Raw genomic sequence first — 16,472 nt, 5'->3', positions numbered from 1 at the left:
TGAAAATGAAAATACTAAATACATCGTTACAAATCATAGGCGTTCTCTCGCTCGGCCTTTTACTGGCGCACTGTGGAGGTTCCAAGGAGGCACTTTCCATTTCCGATAAAGAAAGGCAGGCGTTTGAGTCAACCGAGGGAGACACGGTTCGAATTGCCAATGAAGAAACTGAATATGAAATCATAATCATAGATCCCGGTTTCTACACTTGGCTAAATTCCATAGCCAGGCCGGAAGGTTATTATTCCCAATCCTTTTTGGAAAACAGGAATATTTTAATGGTCATGGAATGGAATAGACGAGTTTTACAACCTGCACAGTTCAGTCCAAATCTGTACGAATTGCAAATCGATTATAAATCGGAAATTGATTATGGGTATGAAGTCAATTATAAACTCTATAATTACTTTATTTATTTTCAACGCAAATACAATCAAAGACTGGGACCTTTTTTACCTAGGATTTAGGGTTTATCTTTGCCCTGCAAATCAAAAAAAATGCAGAAGTTAAAGAAGCATTGGGGAATACGCTCTAATTTCCAACTCATAATAATATTCATCGTTTTCGCTATTACCGGTTCTTCATCGGTATATGTGGCAAAACCATTTTTGGATGTAATTGGACTAGATCAAGACAATTTTCCGGATACTTGGTGGAGTCCAATTGTCTATTGGACATTACGTATACTTCTTATATTTCCCTTTTATCAAGTACTTTTGGTGGCCTACGGATGGTTGTTTGGACAATTCAAGTTCTTTTGGACCTTTGAAAAAAAGATGCTGAAAAGAATGGGGTTTGGCTTTTTGTTTAAGGGTTAAGTTTTATTTAACAATTATTAGGGTAGCATTTGCTAGTTTTGCTGTTATGGGAAGTAGGCTATTTACATATCTAGCGGCTTTTGTCTTATTCACCTTGATGCTTTTCAAGGTGTCTTCCTTTCATATTTATACACATCAAGATGGTTCCGATACGATCGAAAACTGTGAAACCTGTTACTTTTCCTTTCAAAATCAGCAAGTAGCATTTAGCACTGTTTCGGTGCTAATTTTCACGGCATTGGTGCTGATTTATATCGACAGAAAATTTACAAAGGAGACTACTGAACTTTTAAAGTCTCCCAATCTTCCATATACACATTTCGGGAGACCTCCCCCAAGTTTACGCTAATTTCCATCTTTTCAAATCGGTAAACTATGGTTGCCGATATTATTTAGCGTAAACATCATTTAATGAGGTATTATTTTATACTACTTTTTGTATTTGCTGGCTTCAGGGTAAGTGCCCAGGATTGTAATTCCATTTTGGTGGGAGAGGTATATGATTTTCATGACAACCGTCCCTTGGACGGGGCTACCGTTTCCATAACCGGCAAGGATAGAACTACGCTTTCCAAGGAAGATGGTAAGTTCAGTTTTAGGAACCTATGCGATGGTGTCCTGGAATTGGAGATTTCACATCCGTCATGTACCACAAAGTTTGTGGTCCTAACGATTAAGGGAGATACTTTTGAGAAGGTTTTTTTGGAACATCATTTGGAGGAACTGGAAGAGGTAAAGGTTGTTGGCAATATTCCAAAAAACACGAATTCCGGTCAGGAAGAGCGTTTGTCCCAAAAGGATATCGAACGAAGTAGCGGTAGTAGCTTGGGAGACGCACTAAAGAAAATTACGGGCGTATCCACCTTGAATACTGGTGGCAATATAGTAAAACCTGTCATTCAAGGGTTGAACGGTAGTAGGGTTTTGATACTCAACAACAACGTGCGCATGCAGGATATGGAATGGGGAGATGAACACGCTCCCAATGTGGATATCAATGCAAATCAGGAAATAAGCGTCATCAAAGGTGCCGCAGCACTTGAATATGGAGGGGATGCCGTTGGAGGTGTTATTGTTTTAAACCCATTGCCTATCGTTCGAAAGGATTCGCTGTTTGGAAAAACACAAATGAACCTTTTCTCCAATGGTCGTGGAGGTAATATCACGAGCACAATTGCCAAATCGTATGATTCAGGACTTTATTTAAAAGCACAAGGATCCTATAAGCTTTTGGGCGATTTGGAAGCTCCAGATTATATGTTGTCCAATACAGGCATCAGGCAAATTGGGGTTTCCTTCAATGTTGGAAAAAGGGACTTCATACAAGGCTGGGAGGCCTACTATTCCTTTTTCGATACCGATATAGGAATCCTTAGGGCCTCGCATATTGGTAATGTGGACGACCTAATCCAGTCCATTAATAGTGAGCAGCCCAATGTCATCAACGATTTCACCTATACCATTGCCAGACCCAACCAAGAGGTTTCACACCATCTTGGCAAACTGAATTATTATCGCAGAATGGAAGGGTTTGGTAAATGGACGGTACAGTACGATTTTCAGAAAAACCGAAGGTTTGAATATGATATTCGGGTTGGTGATGATGCCGACAAAGCTTCCTTGGATTTGCAGTTGACCACACATTCCCTGTTAACGGATGTAAAATTTGATGCGAAGCAAGGGTTGGATATTAAGGTAGGCCTGTTGGGAAGATATCAAAACAATTTTGCCAACCCCGATACGGGCGTTAGACGACTCATTCCAGATTATGATAAATATGATTTGGGGGCCTTTGGCGTGGCCGAATACAGTCTAAATGAGTCTTGGACCGTAGATGGAGGTTTGCGCTACGACTTTAATAGGATAAACGCTAAAAAATTCTATCGCACCAGTCGATGGGAAGAAAGGGGGTACGATCAGGATTTCAGTGATATTGTATTGGAGGATTTGGGGACACAACTTCTCACAAATCCAATTTTCAATTTTCACAATTTTTCTGGTAGTGCCGGCCTAAATTATGAAATGGGTGGTGACAATTTGTTACGGGTAAATTACACCTATTCGCAAAGGGCGCCCAATCCAGCCGAATTGTTCAGTGAAGGCCTTCACCACTCCGCGGCAAGGATTGAATTGGGCGATCTGCGCATCAACAGCGAAAAGTTCTCCAAAGTTTCGGTATCCCTGGAGCGAAACGCCCACAATTGGGGCTATACAATTGCGCCTTTTTTCAATAGCATCAAGGACTTTATACTACTGGAACCAACAGGTGCGGAATTCACCATTAGAGGAGCCTTTCCCGTTTGGTCCTACAGGCAGACCGATGCCACCTTGTATGGATTGGACGTCTCCATATATAATAACTGGAACACAAATATACGTTCGGAACATAATTTTGCCTGGGTTCGAGGTACCGATGTCGTTACCGATATCCCATTGATCAATATTCCGGCGGCAAACTTGAACAATAGTATTGAATTTAAAATTCCTTCGTGGAACAGTTTTACGTTTGGCATGGAAAGTCAGTTCGTATTTGAGCAAAAAAGATTTCCCCCAAACATCACCGTCTTCTCACCGGAACAACAAGAAGATGTCCTTTTGGCCATCAATACACCACCGCCGGCATATCACTTGATCGCCTTAAACGCGGAAAAGTCTTTTTCACTGTTAAACGAAAATGATTTAACCGTAGGATTGGCTGCGACCAACCTATTAAATACCTCATACAGGGATTATTTAAACAGGTTACGGTATTTTGTTGATGACATGGGGAGAAACATTAATCTAAGAATAATCTATAATTACTAATAAAAACAAATGACTATGAATACAATTAAAATTAAAATGAAAAACAACAACGCTATCAAATCGATTCTTTTACTATGCTTCGTTGCATTTGGCTTTGTGTCCTGTGATAATGACGATGACAATCCAGCACCAATTGATGAGGAAGAGGTCATAACCACAATGAACGTTAGATTGACGGCTTCTGGTAGCCCAGTAACTTTAACATCCCAAGATTTGGACGGTGATGGGCCCAATCCTCCAGAAATAACGGTTTCAGGAAACTTGGTTGCAAATACCACCTATAATGGGAGTATCGAGCTATTGAACGAAACGGAAACTCCCGCGGAGGATATCACTGCAGAAGTTGAAGAAGAAGATGAAGAACATCAATTCTTTTTTACGGCTTCAGGTGCGATTACGAGTGTTGATTACGATGACGAGGATGGTGATGGAAACCCAGTAGGATTGAGTTTTACCTTGACCACGGGTGATGCAGGGAGCGGAACCTTACAGATTACCCTACGTCATGAACCCAAAAAGCCAAATGATGGAACTTTGGCCGATGCGGGGGGTGAAACAGATATTGCCCAAACCTTCACTTTGGTGGTTGAGTAAAACGCCACTTTAGTTCTTCGATAGTTTAAATTCTTTAGATACTAATAAATTTGTTCAAGTTGTAAAAAAGTCTTTCCTATTCAATGGAAAGACTTTTTTCATTTAGACCATTGAACAAATAGATATTTGGGAAATGCTAATTGGAACTATTTTGTATCCAAGGTATACCACTCAATGTCCGTTAGGGCCGCTCTCCTACCCTTTTTGAAGGTTGGATAGTTCGTTGTTAAGTAGTCCACAATGACTTGCTGGTTTTCGCCCAAATCCCAAAGCCCCTGTGTTTCCTGCATCCAACGGATGGTTGCGTTCCATTGTTCCTTTCCCATTCTGTTTTGTACGATCAATTTGGAGGAATGGCATGTCGTACAGTTGGTAATGACCTCCTGTAGCCCTTCAGCAGCAATCAATCCGGTTCTCACATGAATACCGTCTACAATTTCATCCGGATTTTCATCCAATACTTCGTATGTATCGTCCTTTTGGGTCCTTTCCAATTGCATTATGTACAAATAAACTGCACCCAAGGTCAGCATCAAAATAGCCACAATGGCGACATAACTAATTATTCGTTTTTTCTTCATTTATCGATGTTCTTTGCCCTATACCACTTTAACGGCAATCCTGTGACAGGCATTGTTTAGGTATCCCTTTGGGTTCCATCCTGGCAGGACCATCGGTTGTTTTTTTCCTTCACTATCGGTGGCCCTTGCCCATACCTCATAATATCCCTTTTTGGGAAAATTCACTGTGGCTTCGAAGCGTTGCCATGCCAATCGGTTTACAGGTCGCTTTAAGGAACATGGCTGCCATGATGATCCAAAATCTATGGAGAACTCCATTTGTGAAACGGCAAGCTCCCCTGCCCAGGCATGGCCAGCTATTCGGAAATTGGCGCCGATTTCGATTACCGCTCCGGATTTGGGAGACGTTATCAAGGATTTAACAGGCATGGATTCTATAATGCACATGTTCTCATCCGCCACTTTTTCTCCCGGGGCAACGGTTTCACAAGGGACTCGGTAGGAACTTCCCCCCATCTTTTCACCATCATGGATTTTATTTCTCACGCTGATTCTATTGATCCACTTACCCGATACGGATGCAGGCCAACCACCCGCCACCAATCGCAAAGGATATCCATGCACCAAAGGAATATCCTCACCGTTCATAGCAAAGGCGAGAAGCGTTTCATTTTGTAGGGCCTTGGTCATAGGAACCCCCCTGGAAATCGGCTCCAGATTGGGATTCCTACTGAGATGCAAATCGGCGCCATGGTATCCTATGTACACCGCATCGGATTTTATACCTACATCCTCCAATACATCCCGCAACCGTACACCGGTCCAATTGGCACAGGATACCGCCCCGATGGTCCACTGATTTCCTTTGGCAGGAGGGTCAAATTCACTTCGCCCATTGCCCCCACATTCCAAAGTTAACTGATAGGTATGGCTTTTAAATTTTGATTTCAATTCGGAGAGCGTATATGTTTTCTCCTGCTTGACCGACTCACCGTCAATCGTTAAGGTCCAATTTGACGCGTCAATTGATTCTGGAACAATGCCGTTGTTCCGTATGAACATGTATTTGTTTGGTGTGATGGCATCGTTGAGCAAGTGGGCCCTGGCTTCCATATTCCAGGGCTTATCGTTGAGGAGGACCATTTCTGGGTCCTTTTGGAACATTTTAAAAGGTTCCGGATCTTGGAAAGCCAGTGGAACATAGTCTTTTGGCAGTAAATCCTTAAAAACGATATCACTTAAAACGATGGCGGAGAAGCCCCCAAAACTGGCTTTTTTAACAAAATTTCTTCTTTTCAAGATGCGTGGATTTGCTCCTAAAGTTACATCTTTTTAAAATTTCGGAAGAAATTATACCTCTATGGTTTTTCTATTTTTGGCCGACTTGAACACATACGTATAAAACCACATAATGGTAAACGTTGGAATGATATCCAAACCAGGAATAATCTCTTCAATGAAGGTAATGATCCCGGCAGCCTGACCAATTTTTCCTTTGTACATACGGGTCATAAGCCAACCCGATAAAGGGGCCCAAATGACATCCGAAAACTCTCCCACAAATGGAATTGCAAAGGATAGCATTCCAATAGCATCGAACAGAAGCCCTAGGAATAATTGTTTGTATTTTTTATCTGTAGATTTTGACATGTCATAAATTTAAAAAACCTACTGAAAAGAACAATAACAATGCCAAGTTTCACAAGGAATTTTATTTGAGAAAGGGTGTACCCTTTATCATTAGCCTCAAGGTAGTACTAAAGTTATGGCATTAAAATTATATAAAATTAGGTCTTAACTCCGCTCGACCAGACAGGGGATATAATTGGTTAAAAATATCCTAATCGTAAATAATAAGGTTTTAGGATAAATCTGAGCTGATCAATTTTAGGAATTCATTTCTGGTTTCAATTTTTTCAAATTGCCCCCTAAAACCAGATGTAGTAGTGACGGAATTTTGCTTTTGGACACCCCGCATCATCATACACATATGGGATGCCTCGATAACCACGGCCACCCCTTTGGGTTTCAATGTATTGTTGATGCATTCCAGAATATCATGGGTAAGTCGTTCCTGTACCTGCAATCGTCGGGCAAAAACATCCACTATCCGTGGAATTTTACTAAGTCCAACAATGTGTCCATTTGGAATATAGGCGATGTGTGCCTTGCCAAAAAATGGCAACATATGATGCTCGCACAAAGAATAAAGTTCAATATCCTTTATAATGACCATATCGTCATAATCCTCCTTGAACATAGCCCCTTTCAAAATTTCCTCGGCATCCTGTTTGTAGCCTTGCGTAAGAAACAACATGGCTTTAGCGGCCCTTTCCGGTGTTTTTAAGAGTCCTTCCCTACTTTTGTCCTCCCCTATTTCATCGATTACCGATGCAAATTTTTCCTTGATTCCATCGGTAATTTCCATGTTGTATTCCTCTAGATTTCTATATGGCGCCATTTATTCTGTTTAATAAATTAAATTATTTGTTGAACAAAAATATTCATTGATACATCAATTCAAGCCAATATATCGTTAAAATTCGAATACCGAAATCAAATATTTCTATTGTGTGCGTTTCCCAACCGCAAATACTTTCTCAAATGTCCGATGGATTTTTTTATCTGACCCCCATTCTTTATTTTCACCACTTCAATAATCCATGATATGATTACAGCCACGAACATCCATAAATATTATGGGGAATTGGAAGTGTTAAAAGGTGTTGACCTCCATATAAAACAGGGCGAAATCGTTTCTATAGTGGGTGCCTCAGGTGCCGGAAAAACAACGCTTTTACAGATTTTAGGCACACTGGACGTTCTTACAAATACCAACGATGGCACCTTGATTGTCAACGGAACGGAGACTACCCAATTGTCCGATAAGGAACTGGCCAAATTCAGGAACGAACACATCGGTTTTATTTTTCAATTCCATCAACTTTTACCTGAGTTTACGGCCTTGGAAAATGTATGCCTGCCGGCGTTTATAAAAAAAACGCCCAAATCAGAGGCGGAAAAAAGAGCCAAGGAGCTGTTGGATTTTCTTGGACTATCGCATCGCTATGACCATAAACCTGCCGAACTTTCCGGGGGCGAGCAACAAAGAGTGGCCGTAGCACGTGCATTGATCAACAATCCCTCTATCATTTTTGCCGATGAACCCAGTGGCAACTTGGATTCTGAAAGTGCGGACAACCTCCATAATCTGTTTTTTGAGCTTCGTGAAAAATTCGGACAAACCTTCGTAATCGTTACCCATAACGAGGAACTCGCGGAAATGGCCGACAGAAAGTTGACCATGGTAGACGGTAAAATTGTGGACAAAGAGGTCATACTTTCCTAATTCCATGTTCGAGGAAATCCTATTTTTCCTAAAAAGACCGGTTTACGAGGAAATGGATTCCCTAACCACCTCGGAAAAACTCAGATATATACTAAAATTGGTGGTATTGGCCATTGCACTAAGTATCCTTTTGAGCTTCCTCCTTGGTTTATTGGAAACCCTCTTCAATTTGGATTTGGGAAAACATGCTATGGACGATTTTCTAGAAAATTACCCGCTGGTCTACCTATTGTTTTTCGCGGTCGTAGGCGCTCCCGTCCTTGAAGAATTGCTATTTCGAGGGCCCATGATATGGTTCAAGCATTCCAAGTTTTTCCCGTTCATTTTTTATGTATTGACACTGGGCTTCGGGTTTATGCACATTTCCAACTATGAAATGACCCTTCAAAACCTGGCGTTGTCCCCTATTCTAGTCGCACCACAGTTGGCTGCGGGACTATTACTCGGGTTTGCAAGGGTCAGATTCGGGCTTCTATATTCCATACTACTTCACGCCCTTTACAATTTCGTTTTGGCTGGGCCCATTTTAGTGTTCCAACTATTAGATATCCCCATCGAATGAACAAAAAGGAACTAAAGGAATTTTTGGACCAAAAGGTAATCGAATACAACAATCCCAGATTTTTGGAATCGGATCCCATTCAAATTCCGCATCGGTTCAACAAAAAAGAGGATATAGAAATCAGTGGTTTTCTAACGGCGACCATTGCATGGGGTAATCGAAAAAGCATCATCAACAATGCCCAAAGGATGATGGATTTACTGGGCAATAGCCCCTATGACTTTGTACTGAATCATACGCTGGCAGATTTGGATGCTTTGGACAGTTTCGTTCATAGGACCTTCAATGGAAATGACTTGGTATATTTCATTCGAAGCCTCAAGAACATTTATGAAAATCACGGGGGACTTGAAGGTGTTTTTACTCAAAACCAGGGTAAAACCTCTTTGCAACCCACCATTTCCCTTTTTAAAGAACGCTTCTTTGAACTTCCGTTCGAGAGGCGCACTGCAAAACATGTCTCCGACCCCTTGAAAGGTTCCGCGGCAAAACGAATCAATATGTATTTACGTTGGATGGTGCGTAATGCCAATACCCTAGTGGATTTTGGATTATGGCAGCACATACCAGCTTCCAAATTGTCCTGCCCTTTGGATGTACACTCCGGAAACGTGGCCCGCAAACTAAAACTGCTCAAACGCAAACAGAACGATGCCAAAGCATTGGCCGAACTGGACAGGAACTTAAGAAAACTTGATCCCGTTGACCCGGTAAAATATGATTTTGCCCTTTTTGGTTTGGGTGTTTTTGAAAAATTCTAGTTCACGGTTTCAAATTCCCTATCGGTCAGGGTTTTTAAGAATGTGATAATGGCCTTTGTTTCGTTGTCCGTCAACCCCAGGGAATCCGCAGGAAGGGTCTGATTGGGAACATCAAGTCCCATTCCCTGACCGCCGCCCACATTATAAAAGGTGATGACTTCTTCCAAGTTGTCATACACGCCATTATGCATGTAGGGCGCTGTCAATTCACTATTTCGAACGGTAGAAGTTTTAAAAAAATTACGTTTTTCAGCTACCTTGTATGGAAAAAATTGTCCCATATCCTCATCCAATTCAGGATGGTCAAAGTTATCTGTTTTGGGTACGCCCAAATTTTCAAATTCGGTTTCCATGTATTTGGGAGGAACCGTACCATTGAAAACAGGGGGAAAATGACATGTGGCGCATGCAGCCTTGCCCATAAAAAGATTGAAACCTTCTATTTCCTCGTCCGAAAGTGATGCTTCCAAATCCTGCATATTTCGGTCAAATTTGGAATCGAAAGGAGCCAAGCTTCGTATGTACGTCGCAATGGCGTTTCGTACATTCAGGTCGGAAATGGTCCCGTTGAACAACGAATCGAACTGAATCTTATAATCCGCATTCGCTTGAACTTTTTGTTCCAAAAGTTTTAAATCGATATGAAACTCGTCCTCATTGTTCGCTACGTTTACGATTTGATCCTCGAGACCATCCGAACGACCATCGAAAAAGAACGAGGTTTGATAGGCGGCGTAACTTAATGTAGGAGTGTTTCTTTGAAGCTCTTTATTGTTAATGCCGATTGCTATTTTCCGCCCGTCCGTAAAGGCTTTCTCCTTTATATGGCAAGTTGCGCAGCTTATGTTTCCGGTACTTGATAAGGAAGGGTCGTTGAAGAGTTTTCTCCCCAATTCAATACGATCTTGGGTCATTTGTGGATCCCGTTGTTCCGAAAACATTTTCATATTGAAAAAGTTTTTATCAAAAAGATTCGTAACGGAAGGATTTAAAGTGCGGGACGTGTTCATGGAAATCCCCCAATCGATGGCAGTCAAATGGATCAATTCCAATTGTTTGTTAGTATGATTTTTTATAAAGGTGTAACGGTCAAAACTGTCAAAATCGGAAGTATTTAAATCCTTCATCGTTAAGGCGATTTCGGTCTTCCATTGCTGATAGAGGGATTTGTCGTTGAAAGCATTTTCATACATATCGATAACCTTGGAAAGTGTTTCGTAATTGTATACCGCCTCGTTCAAGGAATTTGACAACATGGGGGAATCAAAGCCTGTAATGCCCTTGGTCGCAATGTTAACAACGGCATCACGAATCATCTTGAGGTGATGGCGATCTCTTTGATTAATCAATATATGATTCTTTCTTACAAAAGGTATGCGCACCTTTAAGTATTCCAATACGGTATTCAATTCCTTGTTGGAAAAGCCCTCTTCGGCAAACAAAAGTTCCTCCAAAACTTGAAAACTTTTTGGCTGAAGCACCTTAACATCTTGATAATCGTCTATTTCAACCTTTACTAGGTTTGGTGCGTTCATGGAAAGGTAATTTTCATAATCGTAAGCGATGAGCAGGGGCTCTACCCTCTTATACCATTTTCTAGACTTTAAAAATAATTCCCGATTGGCCGCTACCGACTTTAAGGTATCCATTTGCGAAATAAAATGCGCCGTGCTATCCAAAGTAGTAAAGTAATGCGCTCGTATCGATTCATTAAATGCGGATTCCATCTCATTTGAAGCCAACAATTTAGGTTCCGTATCCCCTTTGCATGAAATCATCAACACAAATGTGGTAACCATAATCAATCCCAAATCTTTTATTCCCATTTTCGTTCAATTTTTAAATAGACAAAAAGGGTCTCTTTTGTAAGAAACCCCTTTGAATAAAATTCTAAATCCTATTATCTAGGTAAGCCTGTTACTTTAAAAAGGAAGGAACCTTCCAAGGTAGCACTGGATTCATCGATGGCCGTTGGATCCACAAACTTCAAACCGTCCGCACGTACCGCTGTATCAGGTGTATCGCTAAAGCTCCATCCATGTACCTGTGCACCGCCCATGAACGTTGGCTCGGAAGCGCCAATAATATCGGTTACATCAATAAGACCGGTTATTTCCCACATATCGGTAGTAGTTCCCAAACCTAATCCTGCCGCAACGGTCTGGTTACACTCCATGACCTCTACAAAGGCACCTGTATTCAAATCCAATTGCCATAGTTTTGCAAATCCGGAAATATCGGCATTCAAAGAAGCATAACCGTTGGGGTCTTCTTGGATATAGGCATAGTTTTCGGTTACCAAAATATTATCGGGCGAATGCATCCCATCACCTTTTCCGCCTTCCAGGTCACCATCCACCACAACGGTCAATTTGGCATCACCGGTAGGATCATCTGGATTGAGTTCCAATTTATATACCCTACCAAATCCGGTCCCTCTCAAGTTAAGGTCCGGGTTATCACCCCGAATCCTTCCGGTGGCATTGAAATAAACTTCCCTGTTGGCCTGGGCAGAACCTTTTCTCCAGTCGATATCCTCAATTCGCTGAAAGCCTATCGCAGATGAATCGATGGCCTCTTGGTTCAATTCGGCCAAGGTCCTTTCCGTAACTTCCACCCATTCTACATCATACTCGATGTCTTCGGCCATTCCCATTTCAAACAATTGTCCTCCAGCCCCGGGAGCGGTTTCCACCGGGTTTTTCCCTCTCAATACATATAATTTTCCACCATACAAATCTCCTCTGGAACCTACGTACATTCCAAAATGTGCTTGTGGATAGGTATTATTACTATCATCATCTCCCATAAACACAACGGTTTGGGACGGATAGGCATCCTTACCGATCACCACGGCATTTTCCGTGGACCACTCGCCCATAGCAGGAAGCCTTTCGGCCTCTACCCTATTTTCTGCGGCCCTAAAAGGATTTACTTTGTAGACGCCTTTGGCGTTTCCTCCCCATTCCCCGCCGGAAAGGTACAAGGGCCCAAATCCATGTTCCTCGACGGTTACCGAAGAACCGGAACACATGGCGGTAAAGGCAGTGGCCGTTGAATTGACGATGTAATCCCCTTCCATGGGCTCTAAATTCGAGTTCATTCGGATTCGGGCAATGGAATAATCGGCCTCCAGATTGTTGATAAATGCGTACGTACCATCTCCATAGGGATACAAAGCGGCACCGTCCATATAAGAACCGTATACAAAGGTGGAATCCGATGCTAAGATATCAGCGGAAGAAAGAATCATTTTTAGATTGGCGGAACTTGCAAAAGATCCTTTCAATTCAAAAACATCATCAGGCACTACAGAACTGGTCAAAGGTACCATTTCCTCAATGGTAAGGTCCTGTCCGTCCTCGCCATCCTGACCATCTACCCCATCCCTTCCGTCAACACCGTCGATGCCGTCACGACCGTCCATACCATCGATTCCATCCTCCGGATTACAACTAACGGCCGCAATCCCAAGCAGGGAAAGTGCACAGATTTTAAACAATACATTTTTTGATTTTTTCATTTTCGTTACAGTTTTCAGGTTATGAATAGTCCAAAACTATAACGGGTACCTTGTTATAAGGTGTCCTTAAAATTAGGAATGTATTACGATTAGTTTTCCTAAAGGTTAGGGCTTTAAATTAATGTAAATTCACCGTTTATAAATTCATTATACCTTGGTTTCAGCCCACGATGCCCATGTTGCCCAAATCCAGCATTTGTTTTTTTCCGCCTTCCGCAATAGACCTGTAAATGGCCTCCACAATGATCATGTCCCTTTTCCCCATTTCCCCAGGGGCCACATTTGGTGTTCCCATGAGTATGTGTTTGGAAAAATCGTCCATTTGAAGAGCCTGCTGCCTTTGATGTGGAAAACTGATGACGTTTCCGTTGGATGTTCTACCGCTGATAGGCCCATAGCTATGGGCAGGGTCTAATTCAAACCAACCATTGCTGCAATGTGATTTTAGCCGATTTCCATTGGCATTATGGGAGGTCATCATATGGGCGACGGCACCATTTGGAAATTCAAATTGGGCCGTTATGGTTTCGTCCGTATCCTTAAAATAATCGGGTCTGGTACTAAATTCCTGTGCTGAAACCGATGAAGGGTTTGACCCACATCCGTAAATACTGGTCTGTATGGAATAAACGCCCATGTTCATCAAGGCACCTCCGCCGGATAATTCCTTATTGAGTCGCCATTGATCCGGATTCCCATTGGAAATATATCCTGCATCCGAAGAAACAAAATGAACATTCCCAAATGTCTTTTCGGCTACATATTTTTTTACTTCCTTCGTATACGGGTCGGACTGCATTCGATAGCCAACTGAAAGTTTCACACCGGCCTTGTTACAGGCATCGATGATGGCATCACATTCGGCCACACTAATGGCCATGGGTTTTTCGCAGATAACATGTTTCCCTGCCTTTGCTGCACGAATGCTAAAATCTGCATGCATGCTGTTTGGTAGCACCACATATACGATATCAATATCCTCGTTATTGGCAATAGTATCAAAATTGTCATAATTATAGGTGTTCTCCTTTGGTATCCCGTATTTATCTTGCCAAACTTGTTCCTTTTCCTTGGTCCCGGTAACGATGCCCGCCAGATAACAGTGCTCCGTATCTTTCAACGACGGAGCCAATTGATACGTACTGTAGCTGCCGAGGCCCACTAGGGCCACGCCCAATTTTTTATTTTCATTTTTTGCGCTTTGGCCACAGGCCAGACTGGTACTGCCCAATAATGCCGTGGCCGTTATTCCTTTTCCAAGGGTCCATCCAAAGTCGCGACGAGTGAATGTTTTCATGCGTTTAAAATTTGGTCAATAGTTCGATTCTTAAAAATTTCCTTTTACATAGGTCTTTAACTTACTGTAACAAAACCCTCGATGAGGGTTTCATTTCCTTCCTTTAATGATTAATCAATTTGATACACTTTTAAATATACTAAGAATAAAGTTGAATTTTGGATCGTGTAAAAAGAGATATATACATATAATGGTTATTTTTAGGGGCCTAATTCAGAGAACATATGAAACGATTACTTTTACCAACCATCCTAGTTTTACTATTTCACTTTCAATCCAAGGCCCAGGGAAGGGAACTTCCCGTCGATACGGTAGTTACCACCCAACATAGCGTTGTCATAAACGGGACTTCCATTGATTACACCGCAAAAACGGGAACGCAGCCCGTTTGGGACGAAAATGGCGATCCCATTGCCTCCTTGCATTATACCTATTATACCCGTAACAATGTTAAGGATCGTGCGGCCAGACCTTTATTGATTTCGTTTAACGGCGGGCCTGGTTCCGGTTCCGTATGGATGCATTTGGCCTATACAGGCCCCCGAATATTAAACATTGATGACGAGGGATATCCCGTGCAACCCTATGGGGTTAAAGAAAACCCTTATTCCGTTTTGGATGTAACCGATGTGGTCTACGTAAATCCCGCGAACACCGGGTATTCCAGAACGATTCCGGAAACTGGCGATAAAGTGGACCGTAAAAAGTTCTTTGGTATCAATGCCGATATCAAATACCTCGCAGAATGGCTGAACACCTTTGTTACCCGACACAACAGATGGCGCTCCCCAAAGTACCTCATTGGGGAAAGTTATGGTGGTCCTCGTGTAATGGGCCTTTCCCTGGAATTGCAAAATGCACAATGGATGTACTTGAACGGGGTGATCTTGGTCTCGCCCGCCGATTATAAAATCATCAGAAATTCCGGACCCGTTGCCGAGGCGATGAACCTGCCTTACTATACGGCGGCTGCATGGCATCATAAGGCATTACCCCCGACATTGCAAAACAAGGATTTACTTGAAATTTTACCCGAATCCGAGGAGTATACCATCAACACCTTGATTCCAGCGTTGGCGAAAGGTGGGTTTATACCGAATGCGGAAAGGTCTGCGGTTGCCGAAAAAATGGCCTATTACTCCGGCTTGGAAGCGAAAGATATTTTGGACCAGAATTTGTCCGTTCCAACTTCCTTCTTTTGGAAAAACCTGTTGAAGGAAAAAGGGGGATATACCGTTGGGCGATTGGATTCCAGGTATTTGGGAATGGACAAACAGTTGATGGGCATGCGACCCGATTATAATTCCGAAATTACTTCCTGGCTGCACAGTTTTACGCCGGCCATAAATTACTATCTGCAGGAAGAACTTAAATTTAAGACCGACATCAAATACAATATGTTCGGCCCCGTACATCCATGGGACAACTCAGATGAGAATACACGTGAGAACCTAAGACAGGCCATGGCGCAAAACCCGTATTTGAACGTGATGGTACAATCAGGATATTACGATGGCGCCACTACGTATTTCAATGCAAAATATCTGATGTGGCAAGTGGACCCCAGTGGTAGAATGAAAGACCGATTCAGTTTTAAAGGGTATCGTTCCGGTCATATGATGTACCTTCGTAAGGAGGACTTACAAAAGGCCAATGATGACATTCGTGAATTCATAAAAAACACGCAAGCAAACGGCAAAAGTGCAAAATACTAGTATTCGCCGCTGAGAACACTTGGCGAAATAGCCAAAACGGAAAGCGAGGTAGCTGGGGAAATGGAATCCATTGGATAATGATCATGTTCAATTTTAAATCCAATGGCCTCCCTGTAAAGTTGCGCTCGCTTTCTTTTTTTCTTTTGTTTGAAAACATCGATGGTGACACCTACACTAACACCACCAAGGACGGTCGCCAATAGATCGGAATTGTCCCAACCACCATATTGGTTTTGATCGATGCCCTCTTTTGCCAAGCCTATGAGCAAACTTCCACCCACAGACCCAGCGAAGGTCCATGCCCTGTTTCCATCCGAAATTTGGTTCGCCAAACCTGCACCAACCATACCAAAAAGATTACCGCCCACAAAATGAAGCACCTTGTCCTCACCAATTTGGGAGTATCCTTTTGCTGCAAAGCCAACTACAAGGCAAAATAACAATACTGTTCTCATACCACGCAAATATATTGAAAGCATTGGTTTGTTGCTGTTTTTTATCCGATAATCAAAAAGTACATACTTCCC

The 16,472-nt window shown here is 42.2% G+C and carries 16 protein-coding genes; 8 read left to right on the top strand and 8 right to left on the bottom strand.

Features of this window, described 5'->3' with window-relative positions; translation table 11 throughout:
- Nucleotides 1–5 precede the first annotated feature (5 nt).
- The 4 genes from ACZ41C_RS16400 to ACZ41C_RS16385 all read left to right on the top strand — a co-directional run bounded on the left by ACZ41C_RS16400 (nt 6) and on the right by ACZ41C_RS16385 (nt 4,217).
- Nucleotides 6–467, top strand: coding sequence for a DUF6146 family protein (locus ACZ41C_RS16400; protein WP_464562988.1), 462 nt, complete (start codon nt 6–8; stop codon nt 465–467).
- A gap of 30 nt (nt 468–497) precedes the next feature.
- Nucleotides 498–818, top strand: coding sequence for a DUF6787 family protein (locus tag ACZ41C_RS16395; protein WP_464562986.1), 321 nt, complete (start codon nt 498–500; stop codon nt 816–818).
- Nucleotides 819–1,229: 411 nt separating this feature from the next.
- The gene (locus tag ACZ41C_RS16390) at nt 1,230–3,623 is read left to right on the top strand and encodes a TonB-dependent receptor (protein WP_464562984.1); all 2,394 of its coding nucleotides are present in this window, start codon (nt 1,230–1,232) and stop codon (nt 3,621–3,623) included.
- Between the two features lie 15 nt (nt 3,624–3,638).
- The gene (locus tag ACZ41C_RS16385; RefSeq protein WP_464562982.1) at nt 3,639–4,217 is read left to right on the top strand and encodes a type 1 periplasmic binding fold superfamily protein; all 579 of its coding nucleotides are present in this window, start codon (nt 3,639–3,641) and stop codon (nt 4,215–4,217) included.
- A 146-nt stretch (nt 4,218–4,363) separates the two neighbouring features.
- On the opposite strand, the gene ACZ41C_RS16380 is transcribed toward ACZ41C_RS16385, so the two are convergent.
- The 4 genes from ACZ41C_RS16380 to folE all read right to left on the bottom strand — a co-directional run bounded on the left by ACZ41C_RS16380 (nt 4,364) and on the right by folE (nt 7,199).
- Nucleotides 4,364–4,798 (bottom strand): monoheme cytochrome C, encoded by a 435-nt coding sequence (locus tag ACZ41C_RS16380; RefSeq protein ID WP_464562980.1) that lies wholly within the window; start codon nt 4,796–4,798, stop codon nt 4,364–4,366.
- Nucleotides 4,799–4,816: 18 nt separating this feature from the next.
- Complete coding sequence (locus tag ACZ41C_RS16375) at nt 4,817–6,037, bottom strand: sulfite oxidase (protein ID WP_464562978.1); 1,221 nt, start codon at nt 6,035–6,037, stop codon at nt 4,817–4,819.
- A gap of 51 nt (nt 6,038–6,088) precedes the next feature.
- On the bottom strand, nt 6,089–6,388 hold the full coding sequence (locus ACZ41C_RS16370; RefSeq protein ID WP_138258098.1) for a hypothetical protein: 300 nt from the start codon (nt 6,386–6,388) through the stop codon (nt 6,089–6,091).
- Nucleotides 6,389–6,599: 211 nt separating this feature from the next.
- Complete coding sequence (gene folE, locus ACZ41C_RS16365) at nt 6,600–7,199, bottom strand: GTP cyclohydrolase I FolE (RefSeq protein ID WP_138258097.1); 600 nt, start codon at nt 7,197–7,199, stop codon at nt 6,600–6,602.
- Nucleotides 7,200–7,406: 207 nt separating this feature from the next.
- Between folE and ACZ41C_RS16360 the strand changes: the two genes are divergently transcribed.
- The 3 genes from ACZ41C_RS16360 to ACZ41C_RS16350 are packed head-to-tail and all read left to right on the top strand — an operon-like array spanning nt 7,407 to nt 9,410.
- On the top strand, nt 7,407–8,087 hold the full coding sequence (locus ACZ41C_RS16360) for an ABC transporter ATP-binding protein (protein ID WP_138258096.1): 681 nt from the start codon (nt 7,407–7,409) through the stop codon (nt 8,085–8,087).
- 4 nt (nt 8,088–8,091) lie between these two features.
- Nucleotides 8,092–8,649 carry a CPBP family intramembrane glutamic endopeptidase gene (locus ACZ41C_RS16355; protein WP_464562975.1) on the top strand — a complete coding sequence of 186 codons (558 nt, stop codon included), beginning with the start codon at nt 8,092–8,094 and terminating at the stop codon, nt 8,647–8,649.
- Nucleotides 8,646–9,410, top strand: coding sequence for a TIGR02757 family protein (locus ACZ41C_RS16350; protein WP_464562973.1), 765 nt, complete (start codon nt 8,646–8,648; stop codon nt 9,408–9,410). Before ACZ41C_RS16355 ends, ACZ41C_RS16350 begins: the two co-directional genes overlap by 4 nt.
- Here ACZ41C_RS16350 and ACZ41C_RS16345 read toward each other — a convergent pair.
- The 3 genes from ACZ41C_RS16345 to ACZ41C_RS16335 all read right to left on the bottom strand — a co-directional run bounded on the left by ACZ41C_RS16345 (nt 9,407) and on the right by ACZ41C_RS16335 (nt 14,230).
- Entirely contained in the window at nt 9,407–11,236 is a 1,830-nt protein-coding gene (locus ACZ41C_RS16345; protein ID WP_464562971.1) for a cytochrome-c peroxidase, read from the bottom strand. The genes ACZ41C_RS16350 and ACZ41C_RS16345 overlap by 4 nt on opposite strands.
- Nucleotides 11,237–11,310: 74 nt before the next feature.
- Nucleotides 11,311–12,933, bottom strand: a complete 1,623-nt coding sequence (locus ACZ41C_RS16340) for an alkaline phosphatase PhoX (RefSeq protein WP_464562969.1) — start codon at nt 12,931–12,933, stop codon at nt 11,311–11,313.
- Between the two features lie 160 nt (nt 12,934–13,093).
- Nucleotides 13,094–14,230, bottom strand: coding sequence for a Gfo/Idh/MocA family protein (locus tag ACZ41C_RS16335; RefSeq protein WP_464562967.1), 1,137 nt, complete (start codon nt 14,228–14,230; stop codon nt 13,094–13,096).
- 224 nt (nt 14,231–14,454) lie between these two features.
- Between ACZ41C_RS16335 and ACZ41C_RS16330 the strand changes: the two genes are divergently transcribed.
- Nucleotides 14,455–15,945, top strand: a complete 1,491-nt coding sequence (locus tag ACZ41C_RS16330; RefSeq protein WP_464562965.1) for a S10 family peptidase — start codon at nt 14,455–14,457, stop codon at nt 15,943–15,945.
- Here the strand turns inward: ACZ41C_RS16330 and ACZ41C_RS16325 are convergent.
- Entirely contained in the window at nt 15,942–16,400 is a 459-nt protein-coding gene (locus ACZ41C_RS16325; RefSeq protein ID WP_464562963.1) for a hypothetical protein, read from the bottom strand. The two genes, ACZ41C_RS16330 and ACZ41C_RS16325, sit on opposite strands and share 4 nt — an antisense overlap.
- Nucleotides 16,401–16,472: the final 72 nt, after the last annotated feature.

The organism is Maribacter sp. C-4077, assembly GCF_055378385.1.
Note: the sequence above shows the minus strand (reverse complement) of the source record. Positions and strands in the feature narration are given on the sequence as shown.